Origin of the sequence: Rhodopseudomonas pseudopalustris, from assembly GCF_900110435.1 — a bacterium.
GTDB classification, from domain to species: Bacteria; Pseudomonadota; Alphaproteobacteria; order Rhizobiales; family Xanthobacteraceae; genus Rhodopseudomonas; species Rhodopseudomonas pseudopalustris.
Genome location: NZ_FODT01000003.1, coordinates 520198 through 539536, shown reverse-complemented (window position 1 = coordinate 539536; position 19339 = coordinate 520198). Strand labels below are relative to the sequence as shown.

At 64.6% G+C, this 19339-nt stretch carries 18 protein-coding genes; 14 read left to right on the top strand and 4 right to left on the bottom strand.

Annotated features, from left to right (window positions below):
* Nucleotides 1-12 precede the first annotated feature (12 nt).
* Genes puhA through hemA form a run of 7 tightly spaced genes read left to right on the top strand, consistent with a single transcriptional unit; the run spans nt 13 to nt 5650 of the window.
* Nucleotides 13-777 carry a photosynthetic reaction center subunit H gene (gene puhA, locus BMY71_RS08645; RefSeq protein ID WP_011504116.1) on the top strand — a complete coding sequence of 255 codons (765 nt, stop codon included), beginning with the start codon at nt 13-15 and terminating at the stop codon, nt 775-777.
* Nucleotides 774-1436: a photosynthetic complex putative assembly protein PuhB gene (gene puhB / locus BMY71_RS08640; RefSeq protein WP_092683074.1), complete on the top strand. Its 663-nt coding sequence runs from the start codon at nt 774-776 to the stop codon at nt 1434-1436. The genes puhA and puhB overlap by 4 nt, the downstream gene beginning before the upstream one ends.
* A gap of 13 nt (nt 1437-1449) precedes the next feature.
* Nucleotides 1450-1941: a photosynthetic complex assembly protein PuhC gene (gene puhC, locus BMY71_RS08635; protein WP_011504114.1), complete on the top strand. Its 492-nt coding sequence runs from the start codon at nt 1450-1452 to the stop codon at nt 1939-1941.
* Nucleotides 1938-2243 carry a hypothetical protein gene (locus BMY71_RS08630; protein WP_092683072.1) on the top strand — a complete coding sequence of 102 codons (306 nt, stop codon included), beginning with the start codon at nt 1938-1940 and terminating at the stop codon, nt 2241-2243. Before puhC ends, BMY71_RS08630 begins: the two co-directional genes overlap by 4 nt.
* Complete coding sequence (gene acsF, locus BMY71_RS08625) at nt 2240-3343, top strand: magnesium-protoporphyrin IX monomethyl ester (oxidative) cyclase (RefSeq protein WP_430715318.1); 1104 nt, start codon at nt 2240-2242, stop codon at nt 3341-3343. The genes BMY71_RS08630 and acsF overlap by 4 nt, the downstream gene beginning before the upstream one ends.
* Nucleotides 3344-3356: 13 nt before the next feature.
* The gene (puhE, locus tag BMY71_RS08620; RefSeq protein ID WP_092683070.1) at nt 3357-4442 is read left to right on the top strand and encodes a putative photosynthetic complex assembly protein PuhE; all 1086 of its coding nucleotides are present in this window, start codon (nt 3357-3359) and stop codon (nt 4440-4442) included.
* Nucleotides 4439-5650 carry a 5-aminolevulinate synthase gene (gene hemA, locus BMY71_RS08615; RefSeq protein ID WP_011504110.1) on the top strand — a complete coding sequence of 404 codons (1212 nt, stop codon included), beginning with the start codon at nt 4439-4441 and terminating at the stop codon, nt 5648-5650. Before puhE ends, hemA begins: the two co-directional genes overlap by 4 nt.
* Before the next feature lie 100 nt (nt 5651-5750).
* On the opposite strand, the gene BMY71_RS08610 is transcribed toward hemA, so the two are convergent.
* Nucleotides 5751-6719, bottom strand: a complete 969-nt coding sequence (locus tag BMY71_RS08610) for a LysR family transcriptional regulator (RefSeq protein WP_011504109.1) — start codon at nt 6717-6719, stop codon at nt 5751-5753.
* Nucleotides 6720-6890: 171 nt separating this feature from the next.
* On the opposite strand from BMY71_RS08610, the gene BMY71_RS08605 reads away from it, so the two are divergent.
* The 3 genes from BMY71_RS08605 to cbbX are packed head-to-tail and all read left to right on the top strand — an operon-like array spanning nt 6891 to nt 9712.
* Nucleotides 6891-8348, top strand: coding sequence for a form I ribulose bisphosphate carboxylase large subunit (locus BMY71_RS08605; protein WP_011504108.1), 1458 nt, complete (start codon nt 6891-6893; stop codon nt 8346-8348).
* A 12-nt stretch (nt 8349-8360) separates the two neighbouring features.
* Entirely contained in the window at nt 8361-8786 is a 426-nt protein-coding gene (locus tag BMY71_RS08600; RefSeq protein WP_011504107.1) for a ribulose bisphosphate carboxylase small subunit, read from the top strand.
* A 2-nt stretch (nt 8787-8788) separates the two neighbouring features.
* Nucleotides 8789-9712 carry a CbbX protein gene (gene cbbX, locus BMY71_RS08595; RefSeq protein WP_092683068.1) on the top strand — a complete coding sequence of 308 codons (924 nt, stop codon included), beginning with the start codon at nt 8789-8791 and terminating at the stop codon, nt 9710-9712.
* 156 nt (nt 9713-9868) lie between these two features.
* On the opposite strand, the gene BMY71_RS08590 is transcribed toward cbbX, so the two are convergent.
* The 3 genes from BMY71_RS08590 to BMY71_RS08580 all read right to left on the bottom strand — a co-directional run bounded on the left by BMY71_RS08590 (nt 9869) and on the right by BMY71_RS08580 (nt 14197).
* The gene (locus tag BMY71_RS08590) at nt 9869-10651 is read right to left on the bottom strand and encodes an alpha/beta fold hydrolase (RefSeq protein ID WP_092683066.1); all 783 of its coding nucleotides are present in this window, start codon (nt 10649-10651) and stop codon (nt 9869-9871) included.
* A 3-nt stretch (nt 10652-10654) separates the two neighbouring features.
* Nucleotides 10655-11950 carry an O-acetylhomoserine aminocarboxypropyltransferase gene (locus BMY71_RS08585; protein ID WP_092683064.1) on the bottom strand — a complete coding sequence of 432 codons (1296 nt, stop codon included), beginning with the start codon at nt 11948-11950 and terminating at the stop codon, nt 10655-10657.
* Nucleotides 11951-12073: 123 nt separating this feature from the next.
* A complete protein-coding gene (locus BMY71_RS08580; protein WP_092683062.1) occupies nt 12074-14197 on the bottom strand; it encodes a S9 family peptidase in 2124 nt (707 codons plus the stop codon).
* A gap of 128 nt (nt 14198-14325) precedes the next feature.
* On the opposite strand from BMY71_RS08580, the gene BMY71_RS08575 reads away from it, so the two are divergent.
* The 4 genes from BMY71_RS08575 (at nt 14326) to BMY71_RS08560 (ending at nt 19330) form a co-directional block, all read left to right on the top strand.
* On the top strand, nt 14326-15201 hold the full coding sequence (locus tag BMY71_RS08575) for a dihydrodipicolinate synthase family protein (RefSeq protein ID WP_092683060.1): 876 nt from the start codon (nt 14326-14328) through the stop codon (nt 15199-15201).
* A gap of 187 nt (nt 15202-15388) precedes the next feature.
* Complete coding sequence (locus BMY71_RS08570; protein ID WP_092683058.1) at nt 15389-17719, top strand: xanthine dehydrogenase family protein molybdopterin-binding subunit; 2331 nt, start codon at nt 15389-15391, stop codon at nt 17717-17719.
* Between the two features lie 75 nt (nt 17720-17794).
* Nucleotides 17795-18409, top strand: a complete 615-nt coding sequence (locus BMY71_RS08565; protein ID WP_011504100.1) for a LemA family protein — start codon at nt 17795-17797, stop codon at nt 18407-18409.
* Between the two features lie 24 nt (nt 18410-18433).
* Entirely contained in the window at nt 18434-19330 is an 897-nt protein-coding gene (locus BMY71_RS08560) for a TPM domain-containing protein (RefSeq protein ID WP_092683177.1), read from the top strand.
* Nucleotides 19331-19339 lie beyond the last annotated feature (9 nt).

The window sequence follows — 19339 nt, the reverse complement described above, 5'->3', positions numbered from 1 at the left end:
GGGGTCGGTCCCATGCAACCCGGAGCGTATTTGGACTTAGCACAGGTTACCCTGTACGTATTTTGGATCTTCTTCGCCGGCTTGATTTTCTATCTTCGCCGGGAAGATAAGCGCGAAGGATATCCGCTCTACTCCGACACGGGTGGCGGCCGTCTGAAGCAGATCGGCATTCCGAATCCGCCGGATCCGAAGACCTATCTGCTGCGTGGCGGTGCGACCAGGACCGTGCCGAACGCCAGCAACGATCGCCCGAACGTCGCTTTGGCCCCGGTTGCGCCGTGGCCGGGTGCGGCCTTCGCGCCGACCGGTGACCCGTTCGCCGACGGCGTCGGCCCGGGCTCCTACGCCCAGCGTCAGGACGTGCCGGAACTCACCCTCGACAACCTGCCGGTGATCGCGCCGCTGCGCGCGGCCAAGGGCATGTTCCTCGATCACCGTGACCCGAACCCAGTCGGCATGGCAGTGGTTGGCTGTGACGGCCAGGTCGGCGGTACCGTGACTGAAGTGTGGGTCGATCGGGCTGAAGTGCTCGCTCGCTACCTCGAAGTCGAAGTCGCCAAGACCAAGAAGCGCGTGCTTCTCCCGGTCCCGTTCGCGCTGATCAACAGCCCGAGCGGCAAGGTCTCCGTCGACGCCATCCGTGGCGACCAGTTCGCTGGCGTCCCGACCACGGCGAAGCCGGACCAGGTGACCAAGCTCGAAGAAGACAAGATCTGCGCGTATTATGGCGCCGGCACCCTCTACGCCACGCCGTTGCGTCAGGAGCCCATCGTATGACGAACGACCCCAGCCAGTTTCGTGAGCTTCCGTCGCCCTTGCCGGAGGGAGAGCGCGTTCTCTGGCAGGGGAAGCCGACCTACAAAGGTTTGGCCATCAGGTCCTTCCACATGCGGGCAGTCGCGATCTATTTCGTGCTGCTGATCATGTGGAAGGCCTGGTCGAACTGGTCGAACGGCCAGTCGCCCGGGGAAGCGTTGGCGTCCGCGTCAACGCTCCTGATCCCGGCGATCGGCGGTCTCGCGCTGTTAGCGCTTCTCACCTATCTGTTCAGGCGGGCGAGCTGTTACACGATCACCAGCAAGCGCGTCCTGATCCAGACCGGCGTGGCGCTGCCGGTCACCCTGAACATTCCGCTCAGCAAGATCGCCAATGCCGATCTGAGCCAGCGTAGCGACGGCAGCGGCGATATTCCGCTCCGGATCATCGATAGTAAACGCACCTCCTATGTCCTGCTGTGGCCGCACATCCGGCCGTGGCGCCTGCGCGAGCCCGAGCCGATGATGACGTCGGTCCCCGACGTCGCCGTCGTCGCCGCCAAGCTTACCGAAGCGGTGAAGGCTCAGCTCGATTCCTCCGCAGTGTCTCTCGTTCAAACGGCTACCAGCGGACCGAAACAAGGCCCGTTGTCGAATTCGACGGCAACCGCAGTAGCCTGAACCGGAGATTTAAATGAGCGAGGCCGCACACAATCTCTCCGTTCCCAAAGGCGCGTTGATCGGTGCCGCCGCGATCGTGCTGTTTGCGATCGGGGCGGGAGCGACCGTCCGCCTGACGGGATACGGCCACTCTCACATGACGCCGCCGGCGATCGTGGAGAGCATGGATCTCACCTTCGAAGACAGCCCGGATGGCGTGGTCAACATCTATCGCGCCAGCGATCACACGCTGGTGCGCGCGATCCACCCCGGCGAGTCCGGTTTCGTCCGCGTGGCGATGCGCGGACTTGCGCGCGAGCGGATGCTGGCGAGCGTCGGATCGGCCCCGCCGTTCCAGCTCGCCCGTCACGTCAACGGCCAGTACACACTGACCGATTCCGCGACCAAGAAAGTGATCGACCTGAACGCTTTCGGAGCCGACAATCTCCGCGCCTTCTCTCAATTGATGGCCAGCAATCAGGTCAACGACCAAAATACCAACAAGCAAAAGGGCGGCTCGGAATGAGCACGTTCCAGTTTGGGAAACGCACAAGCTTCGACGTCCCCTGCACGGTTGAGATCGAGCAGACGTCGGAGACCCTTCATGCCCACGTGATCCTCGATGGCGACGTCGAGATCGGGCCCGGCGACGAAGTGATGGTTCACGACGCGCCGACCCAAATCGAGTTCGGCGAACGACTGGTCGTTCGCCGCACCGCGACCGTGATCCGAGCCGGTCTTCTCGACAAGATCCGCGCGCGGCTGGAAGGATATCGCGAACTGACCGAACTTTACGAAGTCAGCTTCTCAGATGGGAGGGTTTCATGATTCCGATGGAGGGCGGCGCCCAAGGCGCGCTTCGAACCAATTCCCGGCCCGCGATCAAGGGCAGCGTCGACAGTCTGAACATCGCGAAGGAGGATACGATCCTCACGCCGCGGTTCTATACGACCGACTATGCCGCGATGGACAAGCTCGACGTCAGCCTGGTTCGTTCCGAGTGGAACGCGATGATGAACGAGATGCGCGCCGACTATAACAAGGCGCACTTCAAGAAGACCGACGAGTTCCTCGAAAGCGACCTCGACAAGCTTCCGCCGGAACTGCTTATCGAGTTCAAGGACTTCCTGGTGTCGTCGTTGACCGCAGAGTTCTCCGGCTGCGTGCTGTATTCCGAGATCAAGAAGCGGATCAAGAATCCCGAGATTCGTGAGCTGTTCGGACTGCTCAGCCGCGATGAAGCCCGCCACGCCGGCTTCATCAACGAGATCCTCAAGGATCACGGCATCGGCGTCGACCTGTCGTTCCTGACCAAGGTCAAGAAGTACACCTACTTCCGGCCGAAGTTCATTTTCTACGCGACCTATCTGTCGGAGAAGATCGGCTACGCCCGCTACATCACCATCTACCGGCAGATGGAGCGCCATCCCGAGCGCCGCTTCCATCCGATCTTCAAATGGTTCGAGCGCTGGTGCAACGACGAGTTCCGCCACGGCGAGGCGTTCGCGCTGTTGATGCGCGCCGATCCCTCACTGCTGCGCGGCGTCAACAAGCTGTGGATCCGGTTCTTCCTGCTCGCGGTGTTTGCCACGATGTATGTGCGCGATCACATGCGGCCGGCGTTCTACGACGCGCTCGGCGTCGACGCCACCGACTACGACATGCAGGTGTTCCGCGTCACCACCGAGATCTCCAAGCAGGTCTTCCCGGTGATGATCAATCTCGACGATCCGCGGTTCCTGGCGGGCCTCGAGCGGCTGCGCAAGGTGTCGGAAAAGATCGCCGAATCCCGCAGCCAAGGTTTCGTCGGCAAGCTGAAGCGGCCGTTTTATGCAGCGTCCGCCGCGATCGCCTTCGGTCGCCTATTCCTGCTTCCCGCGAAACGCAACGAACTGCCTCGCGTGATCGGCCTTCGGCCGGCTTGGTGAGGGGAGTAGCCCGATGGCCTCATATCTGGGCCCACCGATCTTCGCGGCCTTCGTCTGGTGGTTTTCCACCGGTGCGGTGCTGCTGTTGGTCGGCAGCGTCGGCCGTTCAGGCATGCTGCGGGTGGTTTGCGCCGGTGGAATGATCACCATCGCGCTGTGCGGCCTGTTCGTGACCGCGCACGACACCAGTGTCGGCGCGGCCTACATGGCCTTCAGTTGCATCATCTTCCTGTGGGGGGCACAGGAGATTGCGTTTCTGTCTGGTTGGCTGACTGGCCCGCGCGCCGAGCCCTGTCCGCCCGGCGCCAGGGGGTTCGCACGCCTGAGCTACGCCCTGCAGGCGATCATCTACCACGAGATATGCCTGCTGTGCTGCGGCGCTGTGGTGGTGTGGGTCACGATGGGCGGTGAGAACGAGGTCGGTCGCTGGACCTATCTCGCGCTGTGGGTGCTGCGTCAGAGCGCCAAGATCAATCTGTTCCTCGGTGTGCCCGTCACCAATGACGAGCTGATGCCGGACGCTGTTCAGTTCCTCAAGACGTACTTCGCTCGCAAGCCGGTGAGTTCGTTCTTCCCGATTTCGGTGACGCTGGCCACCGCCGTTCTGGTGGTGATGATCCAGCGCATCGTCGAAGTCGCCGAAACGCCGTTCGAAGTCGTTGGCCTGACGCTGGTATCGACTTTGTTCGCGCTTGGCGTCGTTGAGCATTGGTTCATGCTGCTACCGCTGCCTGCCATCACGTTGTGGAGCTGGGGTATCCGTCCAGGTTTCTCGCCGGAGAACATCAACATGGAACAGAATCCGTCCGCCAATATCGCTGCTACGTCCTTGCATGCCGCGCCGACCCAAGCGTCCGATTCGCCGCAAGCGAGTCCGGAGCCCCGCAACGCCGCCGCGCCGCAGCTCGTCGTGGTTCCGACCGTCCGCAAGGAAAAGGAAGAGGCGCAGCCCAAGGCACGCTCGAGCTGCGCCCGGCAACGTCTCGAAGATCAATTCCGCCAGACTTTCCTCGAACAGCATCCGCGCAGTGGTCTGGCGCCTGCCCGGGTCGGCATTGCCGCCGAACCAGCCGCCACCATCAACGGGAGGACGTCATGAATTACGAAGCCTATTTCCGCCGTCAACTTGACGGCCTCCATCGTGAAGGCCGGTATCGGGTTTTCGCTGATCTGGAACGTCATGCCGGCTCGTTCCCGCGCGCCACGCACCACCGGCCTGAGGGCGCCGGCGATGTGACGGTGTGGTGCTCCAACGATTATCTCGGCATGGGCCAGCACCCGGCGGTGCTGACGGCCATGCACGAGGCGCTGGACAGCTGCGGCGCCGGCGCCGGCGGCACCCGCAACATCGCGGGTACCAACCACTATCACGTGCTGCTGGAGCAGGAGCTCGCCGCTCTGCATGGCAAGGAATCCGCCCTGCTGTTCACCTCCGGTTACGTTTCGAACTGGGCGTCCTTGTCGACGCTGGCGTCGCGCATGCCCGGCTGCGTGATCCTGTCGGACGAACTCAATCATGCTTCGATGATCGAGGGCATTCGCCACAGCCGCAGCGAGACACGAATTTTCGCGCACAATGATCCGCGCGACCTCGAGCGCAAGCTCGCCGATCTCGACCCGCACGCGCCGAAGCTGGTCGCCTTCGAGTCGGTGTATTCGATGGACGGCGACATCGCGCCGATCGCCGAAATCTGCGACGTCGCCGACGCGCATAACGCGATGACGTATCTCGACGAAGTCCACGGCGTCGGCCTGTACGGCCCGAATGGCGGCGGCATTGCCGATCGCGAGGGCATCAGCCATCGCCTCACCATCATCGAAGGCACGCTGGCGAAAGCGTTCGGCGTGGTCGGCGGCTACATCGCCGGCTCCTCGGCCGTCTGCGATTTCGTCCGCAGCTTCGCCTCGGGCTTCATCTTCAGCACCTCGCCGCCTCCGGCGGTCGCCGCAGGCGCGCTGGCCAGCATCCGGCATCTGCGCGCCAGTTCGGCGGAGCGCGAGCGTCATCAGGATCGGGTGGCGCGGCTGCGCGCCAGGCTCGATCAGGCCGGCGTGGCCCACATGCCGAACCCGAGCCATATCGTTCCGGTCATGGTCGGCGATGCAGCGCTGTGCAAGCAGATCAGCGACGAGTTGATCAGCCGGTACGGCATCTATGTGCAGCCGATCAACTATCCGACCGTGCCGCGCGGCACCGAGCGCCTTCGGATCACGCCGTCACCGCAGCACACCGATGCCGACATCGAGCATCTGGTGCAGGCGCTCAGCGAAATCTGGACCCGCGTCGGTCTCGCCAAGGCGGCCTGACGGTCCACGCGAAGTCGCGTCAGAACGCGAGCGCGCGCCGCAAGGCGCCCGCTCTGCTTTTTCTGATGCGATGACGACATGTGGCAGAGAGTCCAACGCCTCAGTTGCGTTTGCCGCGTGCCGACGGCCGGGTCAGCCGAATCCGGCGGTCTGTTCGCGGCAGGAATAGCGGTCCCTCGACCTTGAGAAATTCCAGCATTGCGCGGGCCGGCGGCAGTAGCACCTTGTCCTTGCGAGTCACCACGAACCATTGCCGCACCACCGGCAGCCCGACCACGTCGAGAATCACCAGCCGCCGCTCGTCCAGCTCGGTCGCCACCGTGTGCGCGGATAGAAAGGCGATGCCGAGACCGGCGATCACCGCTTGCTTGATGGTCTCGTTGCTGCCCATCTCCATGCCGATGGTCGGCTGGATGCCGGCAGTGTCGAACAATTGCTCCATCAGGCTGCGGGTGCCCGATCCCGGCTCGCGGGTCACGAACGTTTCGCAGGCGAGCTCGGTCAGCGCGATGTCCTGCGTGCGCGCCAAGCGATGCGCGGTCGGCGCGATGATGACGTGGGGATGGTCGCCGATCAGATGGGTCTCGACTTCGAGATCGACCGGCGGCCGACCCATGATCGCAATGTCGAGGTTGTAGCCGCGCAGCGCGGCGCCAATTTCCTGGCGGTTGCCGATGACCAGCCTGACGTCGATCTTCGGATTGCGCTTCAGGAATCCCGAAATCGCGAATGGCACGAAATACTTCGCCGTCGACACCGCGCCGATCGAGATCCGTCCGGCGGTCTTGCCGGCGATCATTTCCAGCGAGGTCTCGCATGCGGTGATCGCAGCTTCGATCCGTTCGCTCAATGCGAGCACTTCGAGCCCCGCGTCGGTGAGCTGCATCCCGTCGCTTCGCCGCTGGATCAACGGAATGCCGGCCAAGTCCTGCAGATTACGGAGCTGCAACGTGACGGCAGGCTGGGTCAGGTGCAGCTTGTTCGCTGCGGCAGTGATGCTGCCGGTCTCAGCCAACGCCGCAAGCGCTCGCAATTGCCGGATCGAAACCGCTTTGAACTGTCGGGTCATATAAGTAAAACTTTGAACAGAATGAAGATAAAGAAATTTCTCTTATTTTGCGTCCTCAGTCAATATCCGCGGAGACAAGCAACTGCGTCGCGTCCGCGGCGGGCTGCTCCCCTTCGAAGTCGCCCGATTACGCCGGTCCAGCCCGCGTCAACATTCTCCAAGGAGGACGATATGAACGACTCAATCACGGTCCGCGGCAAGGATCGCTACAAATCCGGCGTGATGGAATACAAGAAGATGGGCTATTGGGAGCCCGACTACGTGCCCAAAGACACCGACGTCATCGCTCTGTTCCGCGTCACCCCGCAGGACGGCGTCGATCCGATCGAAGCTTCCGCTGCCGTCGCGGGCGAATCCTCGACCGCCACCTGGACCGTGGTGTGGACCGATCGCTTGACCGCGGCCGAGAAGTATCGTGCGAAGTGTTATCGCGTCGATCCCGTGCCGAATTCGCCCGGCCAGTATTTTGCTTACATCGCCTACGATCTCGACCTGTTCGAGAACGGCTCGATCGCCAATCTGTCGGCGTCGATCATCGGCAACGTGTTCGGCTTCAAGCCGCTGAAGGCGTTGCGGCTCGAGGACATGCGGCTGCCGATCGCTTACGTCAAGACGTTCCAGGGCCCGGCCACCGGCATCGTGGTCGAGCGTGAGCGCATGGACAAGTTTGGCCGGCCGCTGCTCGGCGCCACCGTCAAACCGAAGCTCGGCCTCTCCGGTCGCAACTACGGCCGCGTGGTCTATGAAGCGCTGAAGGGCGGCCTCGACTTCACCAAGGACGACGAGAACATCAACTCGCAGCCGTTCATGCATTGGCGCGAGCGCTTCCTGTACTGCATGGAGGCGGTCAACAAGGCGCAGGCAGCGTCGGGCGAGATCAAGGGCACCTATCTCAACGTCACCGCCGGCACCATGGAGGAGATGTACGAGCGCGCTGAATTCGCCAAGCAGCTCGGCTCGGTCATCATCATGATCGATCTGGTGATCGGCTACACCGCGATCCAGTCGATGGCGAAGTGGGCCCGCAGGAACGACATGATCCTGCATCTGCACCGCGCCGGTCATTCCACCTACACCCGCCAGCGCAATCATGGCGTGTCGTTCCGCGTTATCGCCAAGTGGATGCGGCTCGCCGGTGTCGATCACATCCATGCCGGCACCGTGGTCGGCAAGCTGGAGGGCGATCCGTCGACCACCAAGGGCTACTACGACATCTGCCGCGAAGACTACAACCCGGCCAATCTCGAGCACGGCCTGTTCTTCGACCAGCCCTGGGCGAGCCTGAACAAGCTGATGCCGGTCGCTTCCGGCGGCATCCATGCCGGCCAGATGCACCAGTTGCTCGATCTGCTCGGCGAGGACGTCGTGCTGCAGTTCGGCGGCGGCACGATCGGCCATCCGATGGGCATCGCAGCCGGTGCCACCGCCAACCGCGTCGCGCTCGAAGCCATGATCCTCGCTCGCAACGAGGGCCGCGACTATGTGCACGAAGGCCCGGAAATTCTCGCCAAGGCGGCGCAGACCTGCACGCCGTTGAAGGCGGCGCTCGACACCTGGAAGAACGTCTCCTTCAACTACGAATCCACCGATACCCCCGACTATGCGCCGACACCCAGCGTCTCGATGTAAGGAGCAGGACCGATGCGAATGACCCAAGGCTGTTTCTCATACCTGCCCGACCTCACCGACGAGCAAATCTCCGCGCAGGTGCAATACGCGCTCGGCAAGGGCTGGGCGGTGAACCTCGAATTCACCGACGACCCGCATCCCCGCAACACTTATTGGGAGATGTGGGCCTTGCCGATGTTCGACCTTCAGGATGCCGCCGGCGTGCTGATGGAACTCACCGAATGCCGCAAGGTCTATGGCGATCGCTACATCCGGCTGTCGGCTTTCGACTCCAGCCACGGCTGGGAATCGGTACGGCTGTCCTTCATCGTCCACCGTCCGAAGGACGAGCCCGGCTTCCGGCTCGACCGCCAGGAAGTCGACGGACGCAACATCCGCTACACCACCAAGGCCTATGCGGCTGACAAGCCCGAGGGCCGGCGTTACGGAGGGGAGTGAGCTTGACCACCTCGGCCGACAACGAAGCAGCACTGCCCGAGCAGATTGACCTCCGCAAGGAGTTCAACGAGGTCGGAATCGGTGAGGTGCTCGATCAGCTCGATCGCGAGCTGATCGGGCTCAAGCCGGTGAAGACGCGGATCCGCGAGATCGCGGCGCTGCTTCTGGTCGAACGGCTGCGCAAGCGGATGGGCCTCGCCACCGGCAACCCGACGCTGCACATGTCGTTCACCGGCAATCCCGGCACCGGCAAGACGACGGTGGCGCTGCGGATCGCATCGATCCTGCACAGGCTCGGCTTCGTTCGCCGCGGCCACGTCGTCTCGGTGACGCGCGACGAGTTGGTCGGCCAATACATCGGCCACACCGCGCCGAAGACCAAGGAAGTGCTGAAAAAGGCGATGGGCGGCGTGCTGTTCATCGACGAGGCCTACTATCTGTATCGCCCCGAAAACGAGCGGGACTACGGCCAGGAGGCGATCGAAATTCTGCTGCAGGTGATGGAGAACCAGCGCGACGATTTGGTGGTGATCCTCGCCGGCTATGCCGACCGAATGGAGAAATTCTTCGCCAGCAATCCGGGCTTCCGCTCCCGGATCGCGCATCACATCGACTTCCCCGACTACGGCGACGACGAGTTGCTGTCGATCGGGGAGGGGATGCTGCGGGAGCAGAATTATCACTTCGACGCCGATGCCCGGCAGGCGTTCGAGCGCTACATCGCGACGCGCAAGACCCAGCCGCTGTTCGCCAACGCCCGCTCGATCCGCAACGCGCTGGACCGTATCCGTCTGCGCCAGGCCAACCGCCTGATCGCCGACCTCGACCGCAAGCTCACGGCAGATGATCTGATGACGATCGAGGCCAAGGATGTGCTGGCGAGCCGGGTGTTCGAAATGGGCGAGGGCAGTGGGAGAGGGACGTAATCGTCACCTCTCCCGACCAGCGCCGTCATTCCGGGGCGCGCGAAGCGCGAACCCGGAATCCAGAGGTTGGTGCGACGCCGGGTGCTCAACAGCTCGGGATTCCGGGGTCGCTCGCTCGTGCGAGCGTCCCGGAATGACGAACTCTAAATTTATCAGCTAATCCTGCAACGCCTTCAATACTTCGTCCGGCCGCTCGACCATCATGGTGTGGCCGGCGCCCTTCAGCACGATCGTGCGTGCGCTGTTCACAGCCGCGGCTAGCGTCTTGCCGTTGCGCGTCGGGGTCATCATGTCGCGTTCGCCGAGGATGAATACGGTCGGCACAACAACCTTCGCCGCCGCCACGAGCGCATCCTTGTAGTCGTTGCAGGCCGACAGATCGTTGAAGATCACGCCGGGCTGGTTGGCTTCCAGCACCCGCACCGAGCCGCCGTGCATCCACAGCCCTGGCGCAAGGTTGCCGCCGATTTCGGCGTCGGGGCCGAGGCCCCAGATCGTCATCATGTCGATCGCAGCGGAATCGTTGGCCTCCGCGGCCTTCAACAGGTCGGGGCCGACCGTCATCACCGATGTGGTGCCGATCAGCGCCAGCGAGGCGACCTTGGCCGGATGCCGTGCGGCGGCTTCCAGCGCGATCAGCGAGCCCATCGAATGCCCGATCAGCTTCGCCGGCTGTGCGCCGGCGGCGTCGAGCAGCGCGGCCACCCAGTCCGCCATTTCGGCGATGGTCTTGAGCGGCGCGCCACCCGAGCGGCCGTGGCCCGGCAGGTCCGGCGCCAGCACCGCGTAGCCGTGATGCGCGAACCATCGCGTCTGCAGCGCCCACACCGAATGGTCGAAGCCGGCGCCGTGGAGGAACACGGCCGCCGGGAGAGATTTGTCGAACGGCTTGCCGCCGGTCGCGACGAAGGTGTCGATCCCGTTCACGTCGAGCTGCATGGCTTACACCTTCTGCGAAACGCGCAGCGCCTGCGCAAGGTCGGCGATGATGTCGTCGGCGGTCTCGATGCCGACCGACAGCCGGATCAATTCCTCGCCGATGCCGGCGGTCGCGAGTTGCGCGGCGTCCATCTGCTGATGCGTGGTCGAAGCCGGATGGATCACCAGCGTCTTGGCGTCGCCGACATTGGCGAGATGGCTGGTCAGCCGCAGCGCCTCGATGAACTTCCGCCCCGCGGCGCGGCCGCCTTTGATGCCGAACGATATGATCGAACCGGCGCCCTTCGGCAGCAGCTCCTTCGCCAGCGCGTAGTCCGGATGGTTCTCCAGCGTCGGATGCAGCACCCACTCGACTGCCTTGTTGCCGCCGAGGAAGTCGAGCACCGCCTTGGTATTCGCGAGATGGCGGTCCATTCGCACCGGGAGCGTCTCGACGCCTTGAATGAGCTGGAACGCGTTGGTCGGCGACAGACAGGCGCCGAAATCACGCAAGCCTTCCATCCGCGCGCGGATGATAAAGGCCGGTGGCCCGAACTGTTCGTCGAAGACGATGTCGTGATAGCCGGCATAGGGCTCGGTCAGTGTCGGGAATTTGCCGGAGCCGCGCCAGTCGAATCGGCCGCCATCGACCAATACGCCGCCGATCGCGATACCGTGGCCGCCGAGCCATTTGGTCGCCGAATGCATCACAATGTCGGCGCCGAGCTCGATCGGTCTGCTCAAATAGGGCGTCGCAAACGTGTTGTCGATCAACAGCGGGATCTTCGCGTCGTGGGCGATCGCCGCGACCTTCGGAATGTCGAGCACTTCGAGCCCGGGATTGCCGATCGTCTCGCCGATCACCAGTCTGGTGTTCGGCTTGATCGCGGCTTTGAGCCCGGCGTGATCGCGCGGCTTGACGAAACTGGTCGTGATGCCGAAACGCGGCAGCGTGTGCGTCAAGAGATTGATGGTGCCGCCATAGAGCGAGCTGGAGGCGACGATGTGGTCGCCGGCGTTGAGTAGCGTCGCGATCGCCAGATGTAACGCCGCCATGCCGCTCGCGGTCGCCACCGCGCCGACGCCGTTCTCCAGCGCGGCGACACGCTCTTCCAGCACGGCGATCGTCGGGTTCGAGATCCGCGTATACAGATGCCCGGCGCGCTCCATGTTGAACAGCGCGGCCGCATGGTCGGTGTCCTGAAACACGTAGGATGTGGTCTGATAGATCGGCACTGCGCGCGAGCCGGTCAGCGGGTCGGGCTGTTGCCCGGCGTGCAGGCTGAGCGTTTCGAATCCGGGCGGTTTGGGTGCGGCCATGGTCTGCCTGTGCGTTGGATTAGTCTGTCGTCACTGCGAGGAGCCAAGCGACGAAACAATCCAGAGTTGGCGCACTGGATTGTTTCGCTTCGCTCGCAATGACGAGGGTGGAAGCCTCGGCCCTTATGCCACGTTTTCGCGCGGCGCGTCAGCCAGCCCGACCGCCCACAGCGCGAACGCATAAACGATCGCCACCTCGTCGAGCCGGCTGAATCGGCCGGACGCGCCGCCATGGCCGGCGCCCATGTTGATGCGCAGCGCAACCGGGCCGCCGCCGGTCATGGAGGCGCGCAGCCGCGCCACCCATTTCGCCGGCTCCCAATAGGTCACGCGCGGATCGGTCAGGCCGCCCATCGCCAGGATCGCCGGATAGTCCTTGGCCGCGACGTTGTCGTAAGGCGAATACGACAGGATGGTCTTGAAGTCGGCTTCGCTCTTGATCGGATTGCCCCATTCGGGCCATTCCGGCGGCGTCAGCGGCAGTGTGTCGTCGAGCATGGTGTTCAGCACGTCGACGAACGGCACTTCGGCGACGATGCCGGCGAACAATTCGCCGGCGCGGTTGGCGACCGCGCCCATCAGCATGCCGCCGGCGCTTCCGCCGTGAGCGACGATGCGTTTCGCCGATGTGTAACGGGCTGCGATCAGCGCGCGGGCGCAGGCGGCGAAATCGTCGAACGAGTTGGTCTTCTTGTCGCGTTTGCCGTCCAGATACCAGCCCCAGCCCTTGTCGGCGCCACCGCGGATATGAGCGATGGCGTAGACGAAGCCGCGATCGACCAGCGACAATGCGTTAGCGGAAAAGCCCGCCGGCATCGCGTGGCCGTAGGAGCCATAGCCGTAGAGCAACAGCGGCGCAGCGCCGTCCAGTTTCAAACCCTTGCGATGCAGCAGCGACACCGGCACCTCGGCGCCGTCGTCGGCTTTCGCCATGATCCGCGTGGTGACGTAGTCTGCCGGGTTGTGGCCCGAGGGGATTTCCTGGCGCTTGCGCAACACGCGCGCGCGCGTCGCCATGTCGTAGTCGTAGACTTCCGACGGCGTCGTCATCGACGAATAGGAAAACCGCATGTTGGTGGTGTCGAACTCGTAGCCGCCGGAGGCGGAGAGCGAATAGGCGGCCTCGTCGAAAGCGATGGCGTGCTCGCTTCCGGTGGCGAGATCGCGGATTGTCACCGACGGCAGCGCGTTGGCGCGCTCCAGCCGCATCATGTGGCCGGCGAACAGATCGAAGTCGATGATGTAGATGCCTTCGCGATGCGGGATCAAGTCGCGCCAGTTGTCGCGTGTCGGCGCGGCCAGCGGCGCGGTGACGATCTTGAAGTCGATGGCGTCGTCCGCATTGGTGAGGATGAACAGCTCGTCGCCGCGGTCGGCGAGTGAGTACTGCACGCCGGGCTCGCGCGCGGCGACCAACCGCGGCTCCGCGTCGGGTGCGGCGAGATCGATCAGCCGTTGTTCGGAGGTTTCGTGGTCGCCGCCCGCGATCACACAGAACCGGCCGCTGGAACTCTCGTGGATGTGGGTGAACCAGCCGGCATCCTGTTCCTGAAACACCAGGACGTCGTCTGCCTGCGCAGTCCCGAGCGTGTGCTTCCAGACTTGCATCGGCCGGTGGTTGTCGTCGAGCTTGACGTAGAAGAAGGCGCGCGAGTCCAGCGTCCACACCACGCCGCCGTCGGTCTCCTCGACCACATCCGGCAGGTCCTGCTTGGTCGCCCAGTCGCGCACCCGGATGGTGTAATATTCCGAGCCGGCGGTGTCGGCGCTCCACGCTTCGAGTTTATGGTCGAGCGAATGCCGCCGCCCGCCGAACTGGAAGTACTCGGTTCCCTTCGCCAGCTCGTCGCCGTCGAGGATGACGTCGACCTCATCGCCGTCGCGCGGCGTGCGCCCATACAACGGATGCTGGCCGCCTTCGCGATACTTCCGCAAATACGCATAGGGTCCGTCCGGCAGCGGTACGCTGGAATCGTCTTCCTTGATCCGCCCGCGCATCTCCGCGACGAGCTTCTTCTGCAGCGCGCCGGTATGGCCGAGGAGGCCGTCTGTGTAACTGTTCTCGGCTTCGAGATAACTGCGGATGTCGGGATCGAGGAGCGACGGATCGCGCAACACGTCCTGCCAGTTCGGGTCCTTCAGCCAGGCATAGTCGTCATTCAGCGTGATGCCGTGGGTGGTGAAGGCGTGCGGACGACGCGGCGCTGCGGGCGGCGTGAGGGCGTCGCGAGGTGGGGACTGGGTCATGGACAGATCTCGTTGCATTCCGGAGCGGTTGGCTTAGCAGAGTTTCACCCTTGCGGCGCGCGCCGGATTGATGTCGATAGGCCACGGCCGGTTCCGAACTCCCGGCGGTTTAGCGCGCGGTTCTGCAAATGACTGATTTTCGAGGCGTTTTTCCCTATCTGGTGTCTCCCGTCGAGGCCGACGGTCGCCTCCGCGGCGATGTGCTCGGCCGGCTCTGCGACGATCTGGTCAAGGCCGGCGTGCACGGGCTGACGCCGCTCGGCTCGACCGGCGAATTCGCCTATCTCAACGCGACGCAGCGCGAGGCGGTTGTGCAGGCGACGATCGAGGCCGCTGCGGGCCGCGTGCCGGTCGTGGCCGGCGTTGCCTCGACGTCGACGGCGGATGCGGTTGCGCAGGCCAAGATCTACGAGAAGCGGGGCGCCGACGGCATCCTTGCGATCCTGGAGGCGTATTTCCCGCTGAAGGACGCGCAGATCGAGAGTTACTTTCGCGCGATCGCGGACGCGGTCGGCATTCCCGTTGTGATCTACACCAATCCGCAATTCCAGCGCTCCGATCTCACCCTCGACGTGATCGCGCGGCTCGCTGAGCATCCGCGCATCCGCTACATCAAGGACGCTTCGACCAATACCGGGCGGCTGCTGTCGATCATCAATCGCTGCGGCGACAGTCTGCGCGTGTTCTCGGCCTCGGCGCATATTCCCACGGCGGTGATGCTGATCGGCGGCGTCGGCTGGATGGCCGGCCCCGCCTGCATCGCGCCGCGCCAGAGCGTGCAGCTCTACGAGCTGTGCAAGGCGAAGAAATGGGACGAGGCGCTCACGCTTCAGCGCAGGCTGTGGCGCGTCAATGAGGCGTTCGCGCGTTTCAATCTGGCCGCTTGTATCAAGGCCGGCCTTGCGATCCAGGGCTACGACGTCGGCGATCCCGTGCCACCGCAAGCCGCGCTCACCGCAGACGAGCGCAAGGCGGTCGAGGCGGTGCTGGCGGAGATTGCGTAGATGCTCCACCGTCATTCCGGGGCGCGCGTAGCGCGAACCCGGAATCCCGAGATCGTCGCGAAGAGAGATTCCGGGTTCGCGAGCTGCGCTCGCGCCCCGAATGACGTTGCCAGGGGGGACGCCCTCTTGGCGTACCACTCGCTTCTCCGCTAAAACTGCTCTCAAGAAAGCAACAAGAGGAAGCGGCATGAACATTCTCCCCGGCTCCATGCGGTTCGGTGCGGGTCAGCCCGTCAAGCGTCTCGAGGATCAGCGCCTGCTCACCGGGCACGGCCTCTATCTCGACGATAAGCCCGCCGACGGAGCGCTGTGGCTGGTGGTGCTGCGCTCGCCGCATGCGCACGCGAAGATCGTTGCGATCGACAGCGCGGCGGCGCGGGCGATGCCGGGCGTCGAGGCCGTGCTGACCGGAGCCGATCTGGTCGCCGACGCGGTCGGCACGATCCCGACTCTGCCGATCTTCAAGCGGCCGGACGGCTCGCCAATGACGCTGCCGCCCCGGCGTCTGCTCGCGCACGAGATCGTCCGTTTCGTCGGCGAGCCGGTCGCCGCCGTGATCGCGTCGTCGCAAGCCGCGGCGCAAGCGGCGGCCGAGGCTGTCGTCGTCGAATACCAAGAGCTTCCCGCCGTGACCGATCCGACCGCGGCGATCGAGCCGGGCGCGCCGGTCGTGTACGACACCGCTCCCGACAACATCGTCGCGGCGATGAGCTATGGCGACGCCGCCAAGGTCGATGAGGCCTTCGCCAAAGCCGCGCACACGGTCTCGCTCGATATCGTCAGCCAGCGGCTGATCCCTTCCGCGATGGAGCCGCGCGCGACCATCGCCGAGATCGAGAAGAAGACCGGCCGGCTGATCCTGCACGTGCAGTCGCAGACGCCGGCGACGACGCGCGACACGCTCGCCGACGCCATCCTGAAGCGGCCGAAGGGCAGTATTCAGGTTCTGGTCGGCGACATCGGCGGCGGTTTCGGCCAGAAGACCGGCCTCTATCCGGAGGATGGTCTCGTCGCCTACGCAGCGGTCAAGCTCAACCGCAAGGTGCGATGGCGCGGCGACCGAACCGATGAATTCGTCGGCGGCACCCATGGCCGCGACCTGACATCGACCGCGTCGATCGCGCTCGACGCCAAGGGCCGCGTGCTGGCCTATCGGGTGTCGTCGATCGGCGGAACCGGTGCCTATCTCGCTGGCGCCGGCGTGATCATTCCGCTGGTGCTCGGCCCGTTCGTGCAGACCGGCGTCTACGATCTGCCGCTGGTGCATTTCGACATCAAGGCGGTGTTGACCCACACCGCGCCGGTCGGAGCCTATCGCGGGGCCGGTCGCCCAGAGGCGGTGTACATCATAGAGCGGCTGATGGACGCCGCTGCGCGACAGCTCGGCATGGACCCGCGCGCGATCCGCAAGGTCAATTACATCAAGCCGTCGCAGCTGCCGTACACCAACGCGGTCGGGCAGGTGTACGATAGCGGCGCCTTCGCCCATATGATGCAGCGCGCCGCCGAACTGTCCGACTGGGACGGCTTCAAGGCGCGCAAGAAGGAAGCCGCGAAGAAGGGCCTGCTCTACGGCCGCGGCGTCACAAGCTACATCGAATGGACCGGCGGCCGCGCGCATACCGAAAAGGTGAGCCTGCACGCCACGGCGGAAGGCCGCATCGTGCTGCATTCCGGCACGCAGGCGATGGGGCAGGGGCTCGAGACCACCTACACCCAGATGATCGCGCAGGCGCTCGACATTCCGATGGATCAGATCGACGTGGTGCAGGGCAACACTGATCTGGCGCAGGGTTTCGGCAGCGTCGGTTCGCGCTCGCTGTTCGTCGGCGGCACTGCGGTCGCGGTGTCGACCGTCGACATGATCGCCAAGGCGCGCGAGAAGGCGGCGAACATCCTCGAAGCCTCGGTCGAGGACATCGAGTATTCCGGCGGCACGCTGACGATCGCCGGCACCGATCGCAAGATCAGCCTGTTCGAGATCGCCGCCAAGGAGAACGGCGCCAAGCTCAGCGTCGACAGCACCGGCGAAGTGGACGGCCCGAGCTGGCCGAACGGCGCGCATATCTGCGAGGTCGAGGTCGATCCAGAGACGGGTGTGTCGCGCGTGGTGCGCTACACCACGGTCGATGACGTCGGCAATGCGGTCAATCCGATGTTGGTGGCCGGCCAGATCCACGGTGGCGTCGCGCAGGGGGTTGGACAAGCGCTGTACGAAGGCGCGTCCTACAATGACGACGGCCAGTTGGTGACCGCGAGCTATCAGGATTACTGCGTCCCGCGCGCTGACAATCTGCCGACGATCTCCGTGACGCTCGATCCTTCGGCGCCGTGCCGGACCAATCCGCTCGGCGCCAAGGGCTGCGGCGAATCCGGCGCGATCGGCGGCCCCCCTTGCGTGGTCCATGGCGTGCTCGATGCGCTGGCACCGCTCGGCGTCACCGCGCTGAACACGCCGCTGACGCCGGAAAAGGTGTGGCGCGCAATTCAGGAAGCCAAAGCTGCGCAGGCGGCCTGAACCGGTTCGCGCGCAATACCGACTCATGCGAGCCGACGTGTGCTAGGGTACGCCGGTTCGCGTGAGGAGACATCGATGCGCAGACTTCTGACGGTGCTGGCGGCGCTCGCCACACTCAGCCTGACCAATTGCGGCTACAACACCATCCAGAGCGAAGACCAGGAGGTGAAGTCGACCTGGTCGGAGGTGGTCAACCAGTATCAGCGCCGCGCCGATCTGGTCCCCAATCTGGTGAATTCGGTGAAAGGTTTCGCGCAGCAGGAGAAGGACGTTCTGCTCGGCGTCACCAACGCACGCGCCAAGGTCGGCAGCGTGCAGGCCACGCCCGAGGTGCTGAACGATCCGGCGGCTTTCCAGAAGTTCCAGGCGGCGCAGGGCGAGCTTTCCAGTGCGCTGTCGCGCCTCCTGGTGGTGACCGAGAATTATCCGCAGCTCAAGTCGGACGCGCTGTTCAGCAATCTGATGGCGCAGCTCGAAGGCACCGAGAACCGCATCACCGTGGCGCGCAACCGCTACATCAAGGCGGTGCAGGCCTACAACGTGACGGTGCGATCGGTCCCGACCAATTTCACCGCGATGATGTTCGGCTACAAGGAGAAGCCGAACTTCACCGTCGAGAATGAGAAGGACATCTCGACCGCGCCCAAGGTCGATTTCAATCCGACCCCGGCCCCAGCGCCGGCGAAGTAAGTGCGCGCAGGAGCCGCGGCGTTGATGCGGGTGGCGCGGGCGTCGATGCTCGCGGCGCTGCTGTGCTTGGCGGTCGCGGCCTTCGCCGCGATCGCGCAGGCGCAGCTCGCGGTGCCGCAGCTCACCGGCCGCGTGGTCGATCAGACCGGCACGCTGTCCGCCGACGCGATTGCGCGGCTCGATCAGAAACTGAAAGCCTTCGAGGCGAAGAAGGGCAGTCAGATCGCGGTATTGATCGTACCGACGACGCAGCCGGAGGCGATCGAGCAGTTTTCGATTCGCGTCGCCGAGGCCTGGAAGATCGGCCGCAAGAAGGTCGATGACGGCGCGATCCTGCTGGTCGCGAAAGGCGATCGCAAGCTGCGGATCGAGGTCGGCTACGGCCTCGAAGGCGCGCTGCCCGACGTCACCGCCAAGCGCATCATCGACGAGATCATCACGCCGAAGTTCAAGACCGGCGATTTCGAGGGCGGCATCGAGGCCGGCGTCGACCGCATGGTCAGCGTGATCGACGGCGAGCCGCTGCCCGAGCCCGAGCCGCAGCACGAATGGTCGCCGGAGTCGTTCGATCAATTGAGCGGCTGGGCGATCCCGCTGATCTTCGGCACGCTGTTCGTGAACGGCTTTCTGCAGAGCCTGTTCGGCCGGATGGCGGCTTCGGCGGTGACCGGCGGCGTCATCGGCGGCGTCGCATGGATCTTCGGGCTCGGCTGGATGATCGCGCTGTTCGCCGGCTTTGCGGCGTTCCTGTTCGCGATGTTCGTCGATCTGTTCAGCGGGGGCGGATCCGGCTTCGGTTCGGGTCGGCGCCGCGGCGGCGGGGTTTTCCCCGGCGGCTCGTGGTCCGGCGGATCGAGCGGTGGCGGCTTCAGCGGCGGCGGCGGTTCCTTCGGGGGCGGCGGCGCCTCCGGAAGCTGGTGAGCGGGAGGC